Annotated in this window: 16 protein-coding genes and 1 pseudogene; 10 read left to right on the forward strand and 7 right to left on the reverse strand. The window is 37.4% G+C overall.

All coding sequences use genetic code 11. From position 1 onward, the window contains the following. A complete protein-coding gene (locus C1721_RS01460) occupies window positions 1-1,749 on the forward strand; it encodes a phospho-sugar mutase (protein WP_102406501.1) in 1,749 nt (582 codons plus the stop codon). A gap of 300 nt (window positions 1,750-2,049) precedes the next feature. On the opposite strand, the gene C1721_RS01465 is transcribed toward C1721_RS01460, so the two are convergent. Together C1721_RS01465 and C1721_RS01470 are read right to left on the reverse strand one after the other, a co-directional pair. Further along, window positions 2,050-2,655, reverse strand: a complete 606-nt coding sequence (locus C1721_RS01465) for an OmpH/Skp family outer membrane protein (RefSeq protein ID WP_102406503.1) — start codon at window positions 2,653-2,655, stop codon at window positions 2,050-2,052. 23 nt (window positions 2,656-2,678) lie between these two features. Continuing rightward, the gene (locus tag C1721_RS01470; protein WP_102406505.1) at window positions 2,679-2,897 is read right to left on the reverse strand and encodes a hypothetical protein; all 219 of its coding nucleotides are present in this window, start codon (window positions 2,895-2,897) and stop codon (window positions 2,679-2,681) included. 147 nt (window positions 2,898-3,044) lie between these two features. On the opposite strand from C1721_RS01470, the gene C1721_RS01475 reads away from it, so the two are divergent. The 3 genes from C1721_RS01475 (at window position 3,045) to C1721_RS01485 (ending at window position 7,169) form a co-directional block, all read left to right on the forward strand. Next, window positions 3,045-4,502 (forward strand): aminoacyl-histidine dipeptidase, encoded by a 1,458-nt coding sequence (locus tag C1721_RS01475; protein ID WP_102406507.1) that lies wholly within the window; start codon window positions 3,045-3,047, stop codon window positions 4,500-4,502. 150 nt (window positions 4,503-4,652) lie between these two features. Further along, window positions 4,653-6,146, forward strand: a complete 1,494-nt coding sequence (locus C1721_RS01480) for a hypothetical protein (protein ID WP_102409184.1) — start codon at window positions 4,653-4,655, stop codon at window positions 6,144-6,146. A 27-nt stretch (window positions 6,147-6,173) separates the two neighbouring features. Next, on the forward strand, window positions 6,174-7,169 hold the full coding sequence (locus C1721_RS01485) for an endonuclease/exonuclease/phosphatase family protein (protein WP_102406509.1): 996 nt from the start codon (window positions 6,174-6,176) through the stop codon (window positions 7,167-7,169). A gap of 17 nt (window positions 7,170-7,186) precedes the next feature. Here C1721_RS01485 and C1721_RS01490 read toward each other — a convergent pair whose 3' ends face one another. From C1721_RS01490 to C1721_RS01510, 5 genes are all read right to left on the reverse strand, one after another. Continuing rightward, the gene (locus C1721_RS01490; RefSeq protein WP_102406510.1) at window positions 7,187-8,431 is read right to left on the reverse strand and encodes an ABC transporter permease; all 1,245 of its coding nucleotides are present in this window, start codon (window positions 8,429-8,431) and stop codon (window positions 7,187-7,189) included. A 16-nt stretch (window positions 8,432-8,447) separates the two neighbouring features. Beyond that, entirely contained in the window at window positions 8,448-9,647 is a 1,200-nt protein-coding gene (locus C1721_RS01495; protein WP_102406512.1) for a pyridoxal phosphate-dependent aminotransferase, read from the reverse strand. Window positions 9,648-9,780: 133 nt separating this feature from the next. Next, window positions 9,781-10,677: a YitT family protein gene (locus C1721_RS01500; protein WP_102406514.1), complete on the reverse strand. Its 897-nt coding sequence runs from the start codon at window positions 10,675-10,677 to the stop codon at window positions 9,781-9,783. A 74-nt stretch (window positions 10,678-10,751) separates the two neighbouring features. Next, on the reverse strand, window positions 10,752-11,927 hold the full coding sequence (locus C1721_RS01505) for an MFS transporter (protein WP_102406516.1): 1,176 nt from the start codon (window positions 11,925-11,927) through the stop codon (window positions 10,752-10,754). Between the two features lie 33 nt (window positions 11,928-11,960). Continuing rightward, complete coding sequence (locus tag C1721_RS01510) at window positions 11,961-13,841, reverse strand: ABC-F family ATP-binding cassette domain-containing protein (protein ID WP_102406518.1); 1,881 nt, start codon at window positions 13,839-13,841, stop codon at window positions 11,961-11,963. 133 nt (window positions 13,842-13,974) lie between these two features. On the opposite strand from C1721_RS01510, the gene nhaD reads away from it, so the two are divergent. The 6 genes and pseudogenes from nhaD to C1721_RS16240 form a co-directional block, all read left to right on the forward strand. Beyond that, entirely contained in the window at window positions 13,975-15,405 is a 1,431-nt protein-coding gene (gene nhaD / locus C1721_RS01515) for a sodium:proton antiporter NhaD (protein ID WP_102406520.1), read from the forward strand. Between the two features lie 11 nt (window positions 15,406-15,416). Further along, window positions 15,417-16,268, forward strand: coding sequence for an ATPase (locus C1721_RS01520; protein WP_102406522.1), 852 nt, complete (start codon window positions 15,417-15,419; stop codon window positions 16,266-16,268). A gap of 6 nt (window positions 16,269-16,274) precedes the next feature. After that, window positions 16,275-17,105 carry an N-acetylmuramic acid 6-phosphate etherase gene (gene murQ / locus C1721_RS01525; protein ID WP_102406524.1) on the forward strand — a complete coding sequence of 277 codons (831 nt, stop codon included), beginning with the start codon at window positions 16,275-16,277 and terminating at the stop codon, window positions 17,103-17,105. A gap of 18 nt (window positions 17,106-17,123) precedes the next feature. After that, a complete protein-coding gene (locus C1721_RS01530) occupies window positions 17,124-17,786 on the forward strand; it encodes an MgtC/SapB family protein (protein ID WP_102406526.1) in 663 nt (220 codons plus the stop codon). A 65-nt stretch (window positions 17,787-17,851) separates the two neighbouring features. Further along, the gene (locus tag C1721_RS01535; RefSeq protein ID WP_102406528.1) at window positions 17,852-18,490 is read left to right on the forward strand and encodes a hypothetical protein; all 639 of its coding nucleotides are present in this window, start codon (window positions 17,852-17,854) and stop codon (window positions 18,488-18,490) included. A gap of 6 nt (window positions 18,491-18,496) precedes the next feature. Beyond that, window positions 18,497-18,865, forward strand: a pseudogene (locus C1721_RS16240) (GNAT family N-acetyltransferase); the annotation flags it as partial. Between the last annotated feature and the right edge of the window lie 3 nt (window positions 18,866-18,868).

The raw sequence follows: 18,868 nt of genomic DNA on the forward strand, positions 1-18,868 counted from the left end.
ATGGAAAACAACGAGTTATTGGAAATGGTAAGAAGCAAGGCACAAGGATGGCTTGCTAAAAGTTATGATGCCGAAACACGCGCACAAGTACAAGCTTTGCTAGACAATGAAGATCCAACGGAACTAATCGAATGTTTTTACAAAGATTTGGAGTTTGGAACAGGAGGTTTGCGTGGTATAATGGGAGTAGGTTCAAACCGCATGAATATTTATACGGTAGGAGCTGCTACACAGGGCTTATCCAACTACCTGAAAAAGGAATTTGAAGAGTTAGACCAGATTAAAGTGGTTATCGGACACGACTGTCGTAATAATAGCCGCAAGTTTGCTGAAATATCTGCTGATATTTTCTCGGCAAACGGCATCAAGGTTTATTTATTTGAAGATCTTCGCCCAACTCCTGAAATGTCTTACACAATCCGTAAATTAGGATGCCAAAGCGGTATTATCTTAACAGCATCTCACAATCCTAAAGAATATAATGGTTATAAAGCATATTGGGATGACGGCGCACAAATGATTGCTCCGCATGATCGCAACACAATTGCCGAAGTAAACAAGATTCGTAATGCCAGCGATATTAAGTTCAAAGGCAACAAAGCTCTTATTGAAATTATCGGCAAAGAAATAGATGACCAGTATATTAAAGATTTAACAACTATATCTCTTTCTCCTGAAGCTATTGCGCGTCACAAAGACATGAAGATTGTTTATACCCCAATTCATGGTACAGGGGTAAGACTGGTTCCTGCTGCTTTGAAAGCTTACGGATTTACAAATATCATTCATGTTCCGGAACAAGATGTTGTCAGTGGAGACTTTCCAACCGTCATTTCCCCAAATCCGGAAGAACCGGCTGCACTATCTATGGCTGTAGAGAAAGCGAAAGAAACGGATGCTGAATTGGTAATGGCCTCTGATCCGGATGCAGACCGAGTTGGCGCTGCCGTAAAGAACAACGAAGGAGAATGGGTGTTGCTTAATGGCAACCAGACAGCCCTCATGTTTGTATATTATCTGATTACCCGCTGGAAAGAATTAGGAAAAATACAAGGTAAAGAGTATGTTGTTAAAACAATTGTAACAACAGAAACGATCCGTACAATTGCCGAACGTAACGGTGTAGAATTATACGATGTTTACACAGGTTTTAAATGGATTGCCGATGTAATGAAAAAGAACGAAGGAAAAAAACAATATATCGGTGGCGGTGAAGAAAGCTACGGTTTCCTTTGTGAAGATTTCGTACGTGATAAAGATGCAGTTTCTGCTTGCGCAATTCTGGCGGAAATCGCAGCTTGGGCAAAAGATCAAGGTTTAACTCTGTTCCAGTTATTACAGAAAATTTATGTAGAATACGGATTCTCCAAAGAATTAGGTATTTCTGTTGTAAAAAAAGGGAAGAGCGGTGCAGAAGAAATAGAAGCCATGATGAAAAAGTTCCGCGAAAATCCATTACAGGAAATTGCCGGCTCTAAAGTAACCTATTTTTATGACTACGCATCCTTAAAAGGTTTCAGTTATAATGATAACGAAACTCTATCTTTGGATATGCCGACAACCTCTAATGTATTACAATATTTCACGGAAGATAATACAAAGGTTTCGATCCGTCCTTCCGGAACAGAACCCAAAATTAAATTCTATTGTGAAGTACATTCCAAGATAAACAGTATAGATGAAATACCTGCTGCAGAAAAGGCAGCCGAAGAAAAGATAAGTCAGATTAAAGCATCTTTAGGTATTTAGCAAGCATATTGACCTCTCAAAAGCGGGTTGATATACAACGCTTTAAAAAGACATATCTTTTAAACATAAAAGTCCCGTCTTAACATTTCAAAAGAGCAGACTTTTGAAATGTTAAGACGGGACTTTTGATTGCAAAGGTCAGCTCTTTTTAACGCGTTGATTTACTGGAATATAAAAGAAGCCTAAATGAGGTATTTATTAAAGCAAGAAAAGTATAAGATCATAATAAAGAATACAAAATGAGCCGCCTTCTAGTAATTAGAAAACGGCTCATTTATCACAATATGTCTTTATAACTAATTACTTGTTAGGAGACGCATAATTTCTATTCAAGAATTCGATCAATTCCCCCGTAATATCATAAGCATCACCGGCAAGCAATATATTATCACCAACGGTATTACTAAATATTACCTGAAAGTTTTTATCTCTGTTAAACTGTCTCAATTGAGAAACCAATGTATCCCGAAGCTGTTCGCTCACTCTTTGCTGTTCAGCCATCAATTCCTGGGCTAATTGATTATCCAGATTTTGAAGTTCCTGCTGTTTGTTTAACAAACGACGTTGCTCTTGCTCTGCACGTTCATTCGTAAGGAATGCATTATTTTCCACTTTACGCTGAAAGTCTTGCATTTCACTTTGTAAACTACGCGCCTTCTGCGTGATGCTGGCACGGGAGTTTTCTGATTTCTTCAGAATGATTTCGTTCAAATCTTTCGAATAATTGTAATTCTGCAAAAGAGAGTCCACATTCACGTATGCGATTGGAAGTATCCCTGTTGTATCCTCTCCTGAAGTAAATGTCCTTGTGACGCTAGATTCTTTTTTGTCAGAAAATTGCATAATAAACAAAATCACAACAGCCACAGCAAGCACACCGTTAATAACGTAGTTAATGTTCTTCATAAAGTGTAAATTAAATCTTTATTTTATTTTTCTGTTTCTTTCAATCTATCATATAGATTCTTCTGCTTAGCATCTTCACGATCTTGTGTTTTTGCACAATGTATACCTTTCTTTCCCAGTGCTCTATTGCCATCAATATGTGTATTCGGGAAACGACCTCCCTTTTTAAATAGAACTTTTACCGACAGCAACACAACACAAATAACAAGAATTATGATCGTAAACAGCAACGTTGTAAGCATTTTCTCTATATTTGTGGACGCAAATATAAGAGTTTAACTGATTATAAAGTAGCTTTTTGGTATTTTATTCTACTTTTTTTCGAAGATAGCCCATTGCGACATCATTTTATTAACTATAGAGTAACATCTATAATATATTGTAACATTATGAAGATTACAGATTTAAAGCCAGAAATTGTATGGAAGTTCTTCCATCAGATTACACAAGTTCCCCGTCCTTCAAAGAAAGAGGGCAAAATGATTCATTTCCTTGAATCTTTTGCCAAGGAATATAATATAGCAATCAAAAAAGATGCAGCAGGAAACATATTAATGTCTAAGCCGGCAACTCCGGGCATGGAGAACCGTCCTGTTGTAATCCTTCAATCTCATATGGATATGGTTTGTGAAAAGAATAACGGAACTGTTCACAATTTTGACAATGACCCTATCGAAACTATCGTTGACGGAAACTGGCTTCGTGCAAACGGAACCACATTAGGTGCAGACAATGGCATAGGTGTTGCCGCCGAGCTGACACTGCTAGCATCTAACGATATAGAACATGGTCCGATAGAATGTCTTTTCACCGTAGACGAAGAAACCGGACTTACCGGAGCAAAAGCAATTGAAAAAGGATTTATGACCGGAGAAATACTGCTGAACCTGGATAGTGAAGATGAAGGAGAAATCTTTATGGGATGCGCCGGAGGTAAAGATACACAAGCTGTATTCCATTATGAAGCGCAACCAACCACTCCCAACATGCAATATTTCCGTATTGACGTAAAAGGATTAAACGGAGGTCATTCCGGTGGTGAGATTCATAAAGGATTAGGAAATGCAAATAAAATTCTGGTTCGTTTCTTATTTCTATTAAGACAACAGCATCAATTCGTTTTATGCTCTATTGACGGAGGGAACTTACGTAATGCTATTGCCCGCGAAGCACATGCTGTCGTTGGTTTGAATCCGGAAGACAAGGAAAATGTACGTATCATGTTAAATCACTTTGCGGCAGATGTTGAAAACGAATTGAAGCATGTTGATCCGAATGTTCAGATTAGCATGGAATCTGCAGATCGTCCGGAAAACCACATTGATGATGCAACAGCAGAAAAATTAATTTACTCATTGCATGCTTGTCCTCATGGAGTTATAGGCATGAGCCATGACATTGAAGGACTTGTTGAAACTTCTACGAATCTGGCATCTGTAAAGATGAAAGAAGGTAATACAATCGTAGTAGGAACAAGCCAGCGCAGTTCTATTGAATCATGTAAAATAGCAGTAGCCAACCAGGTTGCATCCACTTTCCTTTTAGCTAATGCGGAAGTAACTCATGGCGACGGTTATCCGGGATGGGCACCGAATCCGGATTCAAAAATTTTGAAAATTGCTCAAGAAACATATAAGCGTTTGTTTAATAAAGAGGCAAAGATCATGGCCATACATGCCGGATTGGAATGCGGATTGTTCCTTGAAAAGTATCCAAACTTGGATATGATATCTTTCGGTCCGACTTTACGCGATGTCCATTCTCCTAACGAACGTATTCAAATTGATACTGTTGGTTTGTGGTGGAGTCATTTACTTGAATTATTAAAGAGCATTCCCGCAAAATAAAACGATAAATTATTCGTTATAAAAAGAGGAAAAACACAATCAAAGTGTTAATCCTCTTTTTTTATGCCTTTTGAAGAAAACATATTTATGTAAAATTTGTTTTCAGATAAAAACAAGAACACAAAGGCATATTATTTAACATTTACAGTAATGAAAAGAGTAACCATCTTATTATTCCTTCTTTCCGCTATCATGCTAAATCTATTATCGGCATGTGACGGATTGGATGAGCACTATTCCACAAATCCCAACCACAGACTGAGTTTTTCAATAGATACACTATCATTCGACACAGTATTCAGTACAATCGGTTCCACAACAAAGGAACTGATGATTTATAATAATAATTCGGAAGCTCTTAACATAGAATCCATATTGCTAGCCGGAGGTGGTACAACAGGTTTTCGTATTAATGTAGACGGACGAAAAGGAGATTCTTTCAATAATGTTAGTATTCTGGCAGAAGACAGCATGTATGTATTCGTAGAAGTAACTGTAAATCCGAATGACGCAGACCAACCTTTATTAATAGAAGACTCAATTGTATTCGTCACAAACGGGATACAACAATCAGTATTGTTAGAAGCATACGGACAAGACGTATACCTCCACAAAGGAGGCCTCACAGTCACAAAAGACACCGTTCTTTCAGCCAAACGACCTTATCTGATTTATGATAATCTGGTAGTTGAAGAAGGTGCAAAAATGACGATAGAAAAAGGTGCTATTTTCTATATGCATGATAACGCGAACATCGTTGTACATGGTTCTATGAATGCGAATGGAACTCAAGATGAGCCGATAATATTCAGAGGAGACAGGCTGGATTTCATTCTAGATAATGTATTGCCTTATGACCGGACACCCGGACAATGGGGAGGAATATACTTAAAAAACACCAGCTTCGACAATACCATGGACTATGTTATTGTTCGGAACGGAACTACCGGGATTACCTGTGAATTATCGGAACCGGAACACAGCAAACTGGTAATAAATAACTCACAAATCACAAATATGAGCAAACAATTGTTCTTTGCGATCAATTGCAATGTTACGGCAGCTAACAGTGAATTCAGTAATGCCAGAAACAGTGTTGTCACATTAGTTGGCGGCAAGTATTATTTTGCCCACTGTACATTGGCTAATTATATGACGTTATTATCCAGAGACCCATCCAGCCAAACTCTCCGATTGGCAAATAATGCCACTGTAGATAAGAACGGTCCATATCCTATCACACAGGCTCATTTCGACAATTGTATTATCGACGGAAGCTGGTCTGCCGGAGAAAAAGATTATGAAGGGGAAATACAAATTACATCCGGAGGTGAATGGAAAGTAGAAAATACTGATTTCGACTACCTTTTCAATCATTGTATGATAAAAACAAAAGGAGTTGCCAATACAAACTTTAAAGATGTAATCTTTTTAAGTAAAAGTCCCTCATATTTAATGATGGGAGAAAAAGAAAATAAATATTCATTCGATTTCCGTTTGGCAAGTGAAGAGGAAGAAGGCATTGGCAAAGCCGATTTATCAATTGCTCAGAAATATCCTAAAGACCGTTACGGAATAAACCGGCTAACGAGTACAGGACCAACGATTGGAGCATACGAATATGATCCTTCACAAAAAGAATAAGGAATAAGATAAGTCAAAACCTTTACTATGAAAATTCTTATATGTTTATTGATACTTGTAACTCATTCTATCATTGCGCAAACAAGCTTTCGGATTATGAGTTATAATGCTGAAAACCTTTTTGATACTTTAGACAATCCTTTAAAGGAAGACAATGAATTTTTGCCATCTGGTAATCGACATTGGACACACAAACGTTATAATCACAAATTACAGCAAATAGCTAAAGTTATATGTGCTGCAGGAGAATGGGACACCCCTGCCCTCGTTGGCTTATGCGAAATAGAAAATGACTCTGTTTTAATCCACCTGCTACATCAAACACCTTTGAAGCACCAACACTACCGGTATTGTATTACCCAAAGCTCAGACAGGCGTGGTATAAATGTAGCCCTTTTATATCAGAGAGACAAATTCGGCTATCTCGGTCACGAAGCCAAAAGCATATCATACACCCGAAAGGTACATAAACAATCCAGAGATTTACTGCATATTTGGGGGAAAATAACACCCCAAGACACCTTAGACATTTTTATTTGTCATTTCCCTTCCCGTTACGGAGGCGAAAAAGAAAGCGAGAAGGATCGTTTGGATGCTTCCGGAACACTCATAAAAGCGTGTGATTCGTTATGCAAAATCCGTACAAAAGCAAACATTATCGTTATGGGAGATTTTAATGACACGCCAGAAAACAGAAGTTTGAAGGAAATAGAGTCATCCCACATTCTTATAAACCTGTTCGCAGACAGAAAACAGTTCAAATTAAAAGGAAGTCATAAATATCAGGGAGAATGGAGTCAACTGGATCATATCTTAGTAAGTACTAACTTATTGCAGGTTCATAATCCTATACAATATATTTCTAAAAGTGCACAAATATATTCGCCTCCTTTTTTACTTATAAATGATAAAACCTGGAAAGGCATGAGACCTTTCAGGACATACTATGGATTTAAATATGAAGGAGGTTATAGCGATCATTTACCATTAATTGCAGATTTTACAATCAAGTGGACAAACTGAAAGTTTAAACTACATGATTATTCAAAACGGATACTTCTGGCAGGTTCTATCTTCGTTATTAAATAGGAAGGTCCCAGCATCATTAGCATTGCTACACATAAAGTTCCTATATTAAGTAAAATAAGAGAGAAGATACTTAAATCTATTGGAACAGCATCCAGGTAGTAAATAGAAGGATCTAAAGTTATTATATGAAAATACGACTGTATCAGGCATAAAGAAATACCGATAATGTTTCCCCAGAGCATGCCTTTACCTATCAAGAAAAAAGAAACATATAAAAAAATCCGACGTATGCTTGTATTATTTTGACCCAACGCTTTTAATATACCAATCATATTTGTTCTTTCCAGAATTATTATCAACAAGCCCGAAATCATAGTAAAACCAGCAACAGCAAGCATTAATACCAATATAACCACAACATTAATATCTAATATATCCAGCCAATTGAATATCATAGGATTCAATTCTTTTATAGAACGGGTATAAAAGGTATTGCCATTCCTGTCATGTTTATCCGCCATATCAAAGTATAAATCTTCTGCAATCTGGTCTAATTTATCATAATCATTAATTTGTAATTCAAGTCCACTCACTTGATCTTTATCCCATCCATTTAAGCGGCGTATTTGTTTTATATCGGCAATAACAAATATCTTATCATAATCTAAAAAGCCGGTCTCATAAATTCCTGTGATATGAAATTTACGGGCCCGTACATCCTCCTGAACAAAATAAGTAAGAAAAGAATCATCAACTTTCAGGTTCAATAAGTTTGCCAGATAACGGGAAACAATTACATCTGTAGAATTTTTATCCGGATGAATAGTAAAAAGCTCTCCTTCCTTCAAGTTATTACGAAAAAAAGTCCAATCATAATCTGAGTCTATTCCTTTCAACACAATACCTTGAAAATCATTTTCGGTTTTTAATATTCCCGGTTTTGTTGCAAAAGCTTCCACATGAGAAATACCCGGAAAAGAACGAAGTTCATTCAACAAAGTATCGCTAACAGCTATGGGAGTAGATTCATAAGAAGCATTGCTGTCAAAGTTTGTAATCTGAATATGTGAACCAAAACCAATAACTTTATTACGAACTTCTTTTTTGAATCCTATTACAATCGCAACAGAGAGAATCATTACAGCCAAACCAAAGGCGATGCCAATAATGGCAATACGAACAGCAGGAGGAGTAACCTTCCGGTCCTCCTCCTTATTAAAATGTATCCTTTGCGCTATAAATAATTCTAAATTCAAAGTAATAAATATTCATTTATAAAACTCTGCCCGGATAAGCCTCCAAAGCTTTCCGAAGAACAACAAGAGCCTTTGCCAAATCCTCTTTTTTCAAAACATAAGCTATACGGACTTCATTTTTACCTAAACCGGGAGTTGTATAGAAACCTGAAGCCGGAGCCATCATAACCGTTTGCCCGTCATAACTGAATTCACTCAGGCACCAAGCACAAAACTTGTCGGCATCGTCTACCGGAAGTTTTGCCACAGTATAAAAAGCCCCCATCGGTATGGGCGAGTAACAACCCGGAATCCTGTTCAGTCCGTCAATCAAAAACTTACGGCGTTCCACATATTCATTATATACATCCAACATATAATCTTCCGGCGTATCTAATGATGCTTCTGCTATAATCTGTCCGATTAGTGGAGGACTCAAACGGGCCTGACACCACTTCATAACATTTTCCTTCACCATCTGGTTCTTCGTAATCAATGCACCAATGCGAATACCACATTCGCTATAACGCTTGGATACAGAATCTACCAAAACCACATTATTCTCTATACCTTTCAAATGGAAGGCTGATATATAAGGGGCGCCTGTATAACAAAATTCGCGATAAACTTCATCTGAAAACAAGAACAAATCGTATTTCTTTACAATATCACGAATCTGGTCCATTTCTTTCTGCGTATACAAATAACCGGTCGGATTATTCGGATTACAAATGAGGATAGCCTTTGTCCGGGGAGTAATCAATTCCTCAAACTTTTCCACAGAAGGAAGGGCAAATCCCTCATCTATAGAAGAAGGTATTGTTTTAATAACCGCACCACTGGAAATAGCAAATGCCATATAATTAGCATAAGCAGGTTCCGGCACTATAATTTCATCACCCGGATCAAGACAAGCCATGAAAGAAAAAAATACGGCCTCCGATCCTCCGGTAGTAATTATTATATCATCAACGTCTACATTTATATTAAATCTAGCATAATAATCAACCAGCTTCTCACGGAAACTACGGATACCTTCACTAGGTGAATACTCCAACACTTTACGATCTATACGACGCATCGCCTCCATCGCGACTTCCGGAGTAGGTAAATCGGGTTGTCCGATATTAAGATGATACACCTTGATTCCTTTCGCTTTCGCCTTATTTGCCAGCGGAACAAGTTTTCTGATAGGAGAAGCCGGCATATTGACTCCTCGTTGTGAGATGTTGGGCATTTCTATCTTTATTTTTCTTTTGAGTCGCAAAGATAATAATAATTGACAACAGACTACGGAGAGTTGATAATTATTTGTTCACAATAAAGCCTTTATCCATCAATTACACACTCAACATGAAATAAACAAAAGATTAAATCCCGGGACGTGGAGAGTCTTTACTGGCATGCATCGTTGAAACGAAAGCATTTGGATCAATATCCGTCACTTCATTTTTTAAACGGGGAAGATCTTTACGTTCTGCTATTGTAAATATAATTTCAGTTTCATGCCCTTCATACATTCCGCGCCCATGTATAAACGTTCCACGCATACCCAGCTTATTGACAATCAAATCTTTCATTTCCTGCGTTTTCTTGGAAACAATAAATACGGCACGATTGGGATTTTCTACCTGAAACATCTCCACAATCTTTCCATATACAAAAATGGTAAACCACGAATATAAAGGAACGGCCCAATCCTGAAATACGATCAATCCCAATAATACAACAACCGAGTCCAGTACAATAATCATATTACTTACTTTCAGGTTAGAATCATTAGCAATGACACGTGCCAGCACATCTGTTCCCGCACTCGTGCTTTGAGCGCGAAATATACATGTTACTCCCATTCCCAATATAGCCCCTCCATAAAATGCGGCAATAAAAGCATCATTCTCAACTAAGGGATTTACAAGAAAATAAGACAATGTATCTGTAAATATGGAAATCAAAAGAAAAGTTACAATCGTCTTTGGTCCGGAAGATAATCCGATCTTCTTCATAGCCAAAAACATCAATGGAATATTAAAACACAAAGCTGTAGCACCCATCGGCAATCCTTCGGGAAGAAAAGAAAACATTCCTTTCGTGACATAATGAATAACAATGGAAATACCATAAACTCCTCCAGGAACAATTTTATATGGAGCCAAAAAGAGGACATAACTAAGTGCCTGTAAAAACGAGCCTACAACAATTAATGCATAATCTATTGCGTTGCTTTTTAATATAGCATTAGAAGGTACCGTAATTTTTTGTTTCATGTTTTGAATTAAGCGTTATTTAGAAAAATGCCACAAATATAAATAAAAAAACAAACAAGCATTGATATATAACATTAATCCATTTTCTTATTTTTCTCATAGGAAAATCTTACCCAATGCAAATAGACCCATAAAGACAAAACACAACATCCTGCACCAACAAGATAAGCTGTCGCAAGATCAAACTTTGAAGCTATAAATCCGGCAGAAAGCATTCCGGCTCCCATACCCAAATCAAAAGATGTCAAATAAGTAGATGTTGCCGTTCCTCTTTGGCTATGAGATGCAACATTCACAAAAAGACATTGAAAGGCAGGGACGCTTACACCAAAACCTATACCAATTGCTAAGGCGGAAATAAAAAACACAGATTCTGTTCTGAATAAAGCAAACACAGCAAACGATAAAGTTAAACTAATTAATGAACAAACTGAAACTGTATGGATTTTCCCATGGTCAACCAATCGTCCTGAAATAAGACGAGCCGTACCCACTCCTACAGCCATACAAATAAAAAAATATCCCGGATTAGACACATTTATTTCTTTACCATACAATACGGCAAACGAGATAATCATACCGTATGGAATTGCAACCAGCATATAAGATAAAGCAGAAGGCAACGCCTGTATCAATATAAAACGGTCAAGAGAAAAAGAAGGTTTAGGCAACTTTTCCCGTTTAGGATAACGAATCAGGCAAACGGAAAGAACTCCGACAAGAGCAATAATAAGTCCTGCCCAAATTATTGAAGTAAAACCATTGCGAGCATATAATGCGACGGCGACTAAAGGAGCCAAAGACATTGCCAGATTTATGGTAAGTCCATAAAAGCCCATTCCCTCTCCCCTCCGTTTTGAGGGAATTACATCTATGGCAATCGTATTCCCCGAAACGGAAGTCAACCCCATAAAACCTCCTTGCAAAAAACGGACAAGCATAATAGTTAGGACTGTTACTGCAAAAAAGTAACCTGTAAACATAAAAGCAAATAAAGTAAAAGCAAACAAATACAGAGGTTTGCGTGAAACACAATCTACCAAATAACCGGAAAATGGGCGAACGCACAACAAACCAATGGTATAGCTGGATAATACCAAACCCACTTTGGACGTATCGATACCAAGTTCCTCCACCAAATAAACAGGTATAGTTGGCATCAACATATAAAAAGCAAAATTCATCAGGAAGTAGGAAATACAACACTGTATGAAGTTCCGGTTCCAAAGTGCCCGATTTATATCTTTCATTTTCTCTATTTACGACACAATAGCCCGTGTTCTTTATGCAAGTTCACTCAACTCCAGCCAACGCATTGTCTTTTCATCTATTTCTTCCATCACTTTCGCGATACGATCAGCTTTTGCCATTAACTCATCATTTGCCAATACTCCGCTACTCATTGCACTCTCCAATTCGGCTTTCTCTGCTTCAAGAGCCGGAATTTCCAGTTCTAAAGCCTCAAATTCTTTTTTCTCTTTAAATGATAGCTTCTTTTTCGGCTCACTCTGCGAACGGTTAGATTTTTCCGGAACAGGATTTGTTTTTGACTGGCGGATAGCTTCCTCTTCCTTCTCTTGCTGTTCTATGGCCTCTTTCCAGTCTCTATATTGCGTATAATTTCCCGGAAAATCTTTTATATCTGCATTTCCTCTAAAAACCAACAAATGATCTACGACTTTATCCATAAAATAACGGTCGTGAGAAACAACAATCACACAGCCCTTAAAACTTTTCAAATACTCTTCCAGAACATTTAAAGTTACAATATCCAAATCATTTGTAGGTTCATCCAATACCAGAAAATTCGGACTACGCATTAAAACGGTACATAAGTACAAACGTCGCTTTTCTCCTCCACTCAACTTATAAATATAGCTATATTGTTTTTCCGGAGTAAACAGAAAATAATTGAGAAATTGCGAAACTCCCATTTTACGATCGTCTCCCAAATCAACATATTCAGCAATATCCTGCACAACATCTATAACCTTCATTTGTTCGTCAAATTGCAGGCCATCCTGGCTATAATAACCGAACCGCACAGTTTCTCCAATATCAAAAACACCGCTATCAGGTTCAACTTCTCCCATCAACATTTTAATAAATGTAGACTTCCCTGTTCCGTTATTTCCAACAATACCCATTTTCTCATAGCGGGCAAAGATGTAATTGAAATCTTCAACAATTTTCAAATCACCATAACTTTTACTGATATGTTGGGCTTCAAATATTTTAGAACCAATATAAGACGCCTTTACATCCAAATTAACATGGCCTGCATCTCGCTGTTGCTTTGCTTTTTTTTCTAATTCATAAAACGCATCAATACGATATTTGGCTTTTGTTCCTCGCGCCTGCGGTTGACGGCGCATCCAATCCAATTCCTTCCGAAGTAAATTATTTGCCCGTTCCACATCAGCATTCAATGCATCTACTCGCTCCTGACGTTTCTCAAGATAATAACTGTAATTCCCTTTGTATTGATAAATCTGCTTTCGATCTATTTCAATAACTTCACTACAGACACGGTCCAGAAAATAACGATCGTGTGTCACCATCAACAGACTGATATTGGCACGACTTAAATAACCTTCCAACCATTCCGTCATCTCCAAATCCAAATGATTCGTCGGTTCATCTAAAATAATAAGTTCCGGGTCTGTTATCAGAACATTGGCAAGAGCAACACGTTTCAATTGACCTCCGGATAATTCCGATATTTTCTGGTCAAAATTATGAATTTTCAATTGCCCTAATATTTGCTTTGCCTTTTGCTCATAATCCCAAGCTTTCAGATTATCCATTCGAAGAAGGATATCTTCCAAATTCGGGTGATCTTCCTCTTTCATAGCCTGTTCGTATTCAGCAATAAGACGCACGGTTTCATTCGAGGAATAAAAACAAGCCTGTAAAACGGTCAATTCCGGCGGATATACAGGAGATTGTTCCAAATAGCCCACTCTTAAATCATTACTAAAAACCACTGATCCGCTATCATAATCTTCTTTACCGGCAATAATGTTGAGCAATGTTGTTTTACCGGAACCATTTTTAGCGATCAAGCCAATTTTCTGACCTTGCGAAATTCCAAATGTAATATCTTCAAACAACACTAAATCGCCGAAACTCTTCGTCAAGCCATTTATATTTAATTGTGACATTAAACTCTCCTTTTATTTTTAGTGGCAAATGTAATAAAAACAAAACCATTTTATAAGCTGCCTGTTAATTCATTTAGAAAATACCTACTTTTGTATCCTAAAAAACAAACACAAATATTTAATAGATAGAAATATGTTAACAAGCATGATAATTATCTTTTTAGTTGGATACCTTTTAATAGCATTAGAACATCCGCTAAAAATCAATAAAGCAGGAACAGCTCTTCTTGTCGGCACTATATTATGGACTTTATATACATATGGAGCACCTACTTTTATCCCCGAAGCATCGGCAGAAGAGTTTAAACTCTTTTTAGAACATAACCCATCTCTTTCTACCGCAACGTTTAAAGAACAATGTATTCATTTCGTTATAGAACATCAAGTTTTAGATTGTATCGGTGAAATTGCAGAAACGCTTATATTTCTGATTGGCGCTATGCTTACCGTTGAATTGATTGACGTACATGGAGGTTTTATGTTCATCACAAACCGCATCACCACAAAGAAGAAACGGAATCTATTATTCATGGTTGCCACTATCACATTCTTTATGTCCGCAGTATTAGATAACTTGACGACTTCTATCGTTATGATTATGTTAATACGAAAACTAATTGGCGATTATAAAGAAAGGTGGATATTCGGAAGTATCATTATCATTGCAGCAAACAGTGGTGGTGCCTGGTCTCCAATCGGTGATGTCACAACCATAATGCTATGGGTAAGAGGTAACATTTCAACTTCGGCAACCATACCGCACTTACTTTTGCCCAGTATTGTTTCCGCTTTAATACCTGTTTTGATCACAATGCGTTCTCTTCATGGAAACATTACTCCTCCTAATGCTTTTGAAACCGACCCTAACGACGAATTACTTAGAATATTAAAGAAGAAAGAAAAATTATCTATACTCATTTTAGGTATTTCCTGTTTGCTATTCGTGCCTGTTTTTAAAACAATAACTCATTTACCTCCTTTCATGGGAATATTAATGGGAGTTGGTATTTTATGGTTTTATACAGAAATAATATATAGAGGAAATAACATCAACGAGGATTTAAAGCTTCGCCTCTCTAAAGTAGTCCACCGTATAGACGGTTCTACCCTTTTATTCTTTTTGGGCATTTTATTGGCAGTGGATGCTTTACGATGCAGTGGCGCTCTTGCCGATTTCTCTCTTTGGTTAGATAAAAATGTAGGAAACGTATATGCTGTCAATCTAATTATAGGAACATTTTCAGCCATAGTAGATAATGTTCCTTTGGTTGCCGGAGCAATGGGTATGTATCCTATAGCAAATGAAACAATGGTTGCTGCTGCCGCCGATCCGGTTTATATGTCACATTTTGTGCAGGATGGCGTATTTTGGCAATTCCTGGCCTATTGCGCAGGCGTAGGAGGAAGCATGCTTATTGTTGGTTCTGCCGCCGGTGTCGTTGTGATGGGATTAGAGCGTATCAATTTCATATGGTATTTAAAACATATATCTTTACTGGCGCTTATAGGTTACCTGGCTGGAGCCAGTGTATATATTATTCAAAGAGTTATATTTAACTTTTAAAACAAACGGTTATGATATTGATTGCAGATAGTGGTTCCACTAAAACGGAATGGTGTATAGTTAATGAAAAAACAGGCACTCCCGTTCAGTCTATTTTTACAGCAGGAACGAATCCTTATTTTCAGACATCTGAAAGTATTGCCGAAGAAATAGAAGGAGCACTCTGCCCGGCTATTGCTCAATATAATTCTAAAATAGAAGCCATCTATTTTTATGGAGCAGGATGTGCTTTTCCTGAAAAAAACAAAATTATAGCAGACGTATTGCAACACTATATACCTGCACCGGTAGAGGTTTACAGTGATTTGATGGCTGCCGCCCGTTCTCTGTGTAAAACAAATGCAGGAATAGCATGTATACTTGGAACAGGTTCTAACTCCTGTTTATTTGACGGAGTAGAAATAATAGAACACGTTTCTCCTCTCGGTTTTATTTTAGGAGACGAAGGAAGCGGAGCCGTATTAGGAAAATTACTCGTTGGAGATTGCCTGAAACATCAATTACCGGAAGCTTTGGTTAAGAAGTTCATGAAACAATACGAACTTACTCCGGAATTAATTTTGGAAAGAGTATATAAACAGCCTTTTCCAAATCGGTTTTTAGCAACACTTTCACACTTTCTATTAGAGAATATTACGGAACAGCCCATTTACAATATCGTATATTCCAGTTTTCGCAATTTCTTTGTTCGTAATGTAATGCAATATGACGAATACAACAAACTTCCTATACATTTTACAGGTTCAATTGCATTCTATTATAAAGAAATACTTAAAGAAGTTGCATTATCACTAAATTTGCATTTGGGAAATATAGAAAAGGCACCAATGTCCGGTCTTATTTCTTTTCACACACATAGATAAACAAATATGACATTCCAGAAAATTACCGAGTCCGACTCATTATACCATGACCTGGAAAAAATGTCTGTTCATGAAATATTGGAAGACATTAACAGGGAAGATCAGAAAGTGGCAATTGCCGTAAGCAAAGTAATTCCACAAATAGAAAAGCTGGTAACTGCTATTGTTGAACGGATGAAGCAAGGTGGCAGAATCTTCTATTTAGGAGCTGGAACCAGTGGGCGGTTAGGCGTACTTGATGCATCGGAAATACCACCAACATATGGCATGCCTAATACTTTCGTTATCGGACTGATAGCCGGAGGAGACATTGCGCTGAGAAATCCGGTAGAAGCCGCCGAAGATGACCTGAAAAAAGGCTGGGAAGAATTACAAGCCCATAATATAAATAAAATGGACACGGTCATCGGTATAGCGGCTTCCGGAACTACTCCCTACGTGATTGGAGCACTTCACAATGCTAGAGAACAAGGTATTCTCACAGCATCTATTTCCTGTAATCCGGATTCGCCAATGGCAAAAGAAGCGGACATTGCTATCGAACCAATCGTCGGACCTGAATTTGTAACGGGTAGCACAAGGATGAAAAGCGGCACGGCTCAAAAAATGGTATTGAATATGATTACTACCTCTACTATGATTAAGTTAGATCGCGTGAAAGGCAACCGGATGGTGAATATGCAACTTACCAACCAAAAATTGATAGACCGTGGAACACGAATGATAATGGAAGAACTCAGGTTAGATTATGACCAGGCCAAACATCTTCTTCTCCTGCATGGTTCCGTGCAGGAAGCAATAGATTCATTTCACAGGGAATGGCGATTAAACCAATAATAAAAAGGAGGTAATATTATGATATGGGATTTTATCTTGCGATTATTCGTTGCCGGAATATTAGGGGCAATCATTGGCCTCGACAGAGAATACAGAGCTAAAGAAGCAGGTTACCGAACTCACTTTCTTGTATCTTTAGGAAGTGCGTTGATTATGATTGTTTCCCAATACGGATTCCAAAATATCATTTTAGAAGATAGCGTATCTCTGGACCCTAGCCGCGTTGCAGCCCAGGTTGTAAGTGGAATAGGCTTTATTGGTGCCGGAACAATCATTATACAAAAACAATTTGTACGTGGCTTAACAACAGCCGCAGGAATATGGGCTACCGCAGGTATTGGCCTTGCCATTGGCTCAGGAATGTACGCAATAGGAGTTGCGGCAACTATCCTCACATTAATGGGATTAGAGCTTTTAAGTTATATATTCAAAAGCATTGGCCTAAAAAGTTCATTAATCGTCTTTTCTACTTCCGAAAAAGACATTATCAAAAAAATAGCCCGTCTTCTCAGTAACCGGGGACATATTATTTCTTCTTACGACATGAAGAAACTGAGCCATAATGATGCTAACACATACATTGTGACTATGGTTATACGAACCCGAAAGAACACGGATGAAAGCCATTTACTCACTTTTATGGAAGAATTTCCGGAAGTTACTGTAGAGAGAATTGAATAGTTTATCAATTAAAAGGGCAAGTTTTATTACATTTGTCCCCCGATAAATTATTATAACAAACACACATGAATATCATCTCCAAATTATTTAAGAAGAATAGTGACGTTGCGGAAAATAGTACAAAAGGTTCTGTTGAAGAATTTGTATCTCTTATACGCGTATATTATCAGGCAGTTATGGCCGTTAACTTAGGTGTTACCAATTTGAATATACTTGCCGACATGGCTCTATTCAAACGAATGCTGAAAATACCTACACAAAATAATAAGTTGGGCATTGCCGAGAAATCACGTGTACGCAAAGTTCTGATGCAAGACTACGGATTAGACGAATCATTCTTTAAAGAAATAGATGCGTCTGTAAAAAAGAACTGCAAAAATCAGAATGATATAAAAACCTACTTCTTCATGTTCCAGGGCTTTTGTAACGACTTGTTTTCTTTAATGGGAAACCTAATGCAATGGAAATTCCGGTTCTCTATGTTGGTAAAAAAATTGCTGCACAACATGACGCAAAAAACAATACACGATATTTTAACCAAATCCGAATGGAAAGAAATCAGTGTACAAAAAGCAGCATGGAGTATTCGTAAATATGCAGAAACATTGGGCTACTCGGAACAATGGATTACCGAATTTGTATATAACGTTGTTTTATTAGCAAAAGAAGACAACAAACGCGAACTTAAAAAGAATAAAGAATAGCGCCCAATGGATATTTATAAGGCAAATTCAGAAGATTATCCTGCTATTATAGATGTTTGGGAGATTTCTGTGCGAGCTACTCATCATTTTCTTAAAGAAGAAGACATTTTATTTTATAAATCCAGAATTGCTACTTTATATTTACCAGCAGTTAATCTGTTTTACCTCCGAAACACCCAAGGAGATATTATCGCCTTTATCGGTATTGTTCATCGTTCTATCGAAATGCTTTTCATTCGTCCGGAAGAAAGAGGTAAAGGCTTAGGAAAAGAACTAATCACTTTTGCCATTAACCAACATCAATCTGTTAAAGTAGATGTGAATGAACAGAATGAGCAGGCTATCGGTTTTTACAATAAAATGGGATTTAAAGTTATC

Source organism: Parabacteroides bouchesdurhonensis (genome assembly GCF_900186615.1).
Taxonomy (GTDB): Bacteria; Bacteroidota; Bacteroidia; order Bacteroidales; family Tannerellaceae; genus Parabacteroides; species Parabacteroides bouchesdurhonensis.

Coding starts and splice junctions, on each gene's coding strand:
- C1721_RS01480 (WP_102409184.1), top strand. CDS start 4,653: ATGAAAAGAGTAACCATCTTATTATTCCTTCTTTCCGCTATCATGCTA.
- C1721_RS01535 (WP_102406528.1), top strand. CDS start 17,852: ATGAATATCATCTCCAAATTATTTAAGAAGAATAGTGACGTTGCGGAA.
- murQ (WP_102406524.1), top strand. CDS start 16,275: ATGACATTCCAGAAAATTACCGAGTCCGACTCATTATACCATGACCTG.
- C1721_RS01510 (WP_102406518.1), bottom strand. CDS start 13,841: ATGTCACAATTAAATATAAATGGCTTGACGAAGAGTTTCGGCGATTTA.
- C1721_RS01495 (WP_102406512.1), bottom strand. CDS start 9,647: ATGCCCAACATCTCACAACGAGGAGTCAATATGCCGGCTTCTCCTATC.
- C1721_RS01475 (WP_102406507.1), top strand. CDS start 3,045: ATGAAGATTACAGATTTAAAGCCAGAAATTGTATGGAAGTTCTTCCAT.
- C1721_RS01465 (WP_102406503.1), bottom strand. CDS start 2,655: ATGAAGAACATTAACTACGTTATTAACGGTGTGCTTGCTGTGGCTGTT.
- C1721_RS01470 (WP_102406505.1), bottom strand. CDS start 2,897: ATGCTTACAACGTTGCTGTTTACGATCATAATTCTTGTTATTTGTGTT.
- nhaD (WP_102406520.1), top strand. CDS start 13,975: ATGTTAACAAGCATGATAATTATCTTTTTAGTTGGATACCTTTTAATA.
- C1721_RS01500 (WP_102406514.1), bottom strand. CDS start 10,677: ATGAAACAAAAAATTACGGTACCTTCTAATGCTATATTAAAAAGCAAC.
- C1721_RS01520 (WP_102406522.1), top strand. CDS start 15,417: ATGATATTGATTGCAGATAGTGGTTCCACTAAAACGGAATGGTGTATA.
- C1721_RS01505 (WP_102406516.1), bottom strand. CDS start 11,927: ATGAAAGATATAAATCGGGCACTTTGGAACCGGAACTTCATACAGTGT.
- C1721_RS01530 (WP_102406526.1), top strand. CDS start 17,124: ATGATATGGGATTTTATCTTGCGATTATTCGTTGCCGGAATATTAGGG.
- C1721_RS01460 (WP_102406501.1), top strand. CDS start 1: ATGGAAAACAACGAGTTATTGGAAATGGTAAGAAGCAAGGCACAAGGA.
- C1721_RS01485 (WP_102406509.1), top strand. CDS start 6,174: ATGAAAATTCTTATATGTTTATTGATACTTGTAACTCATTCTATCATT.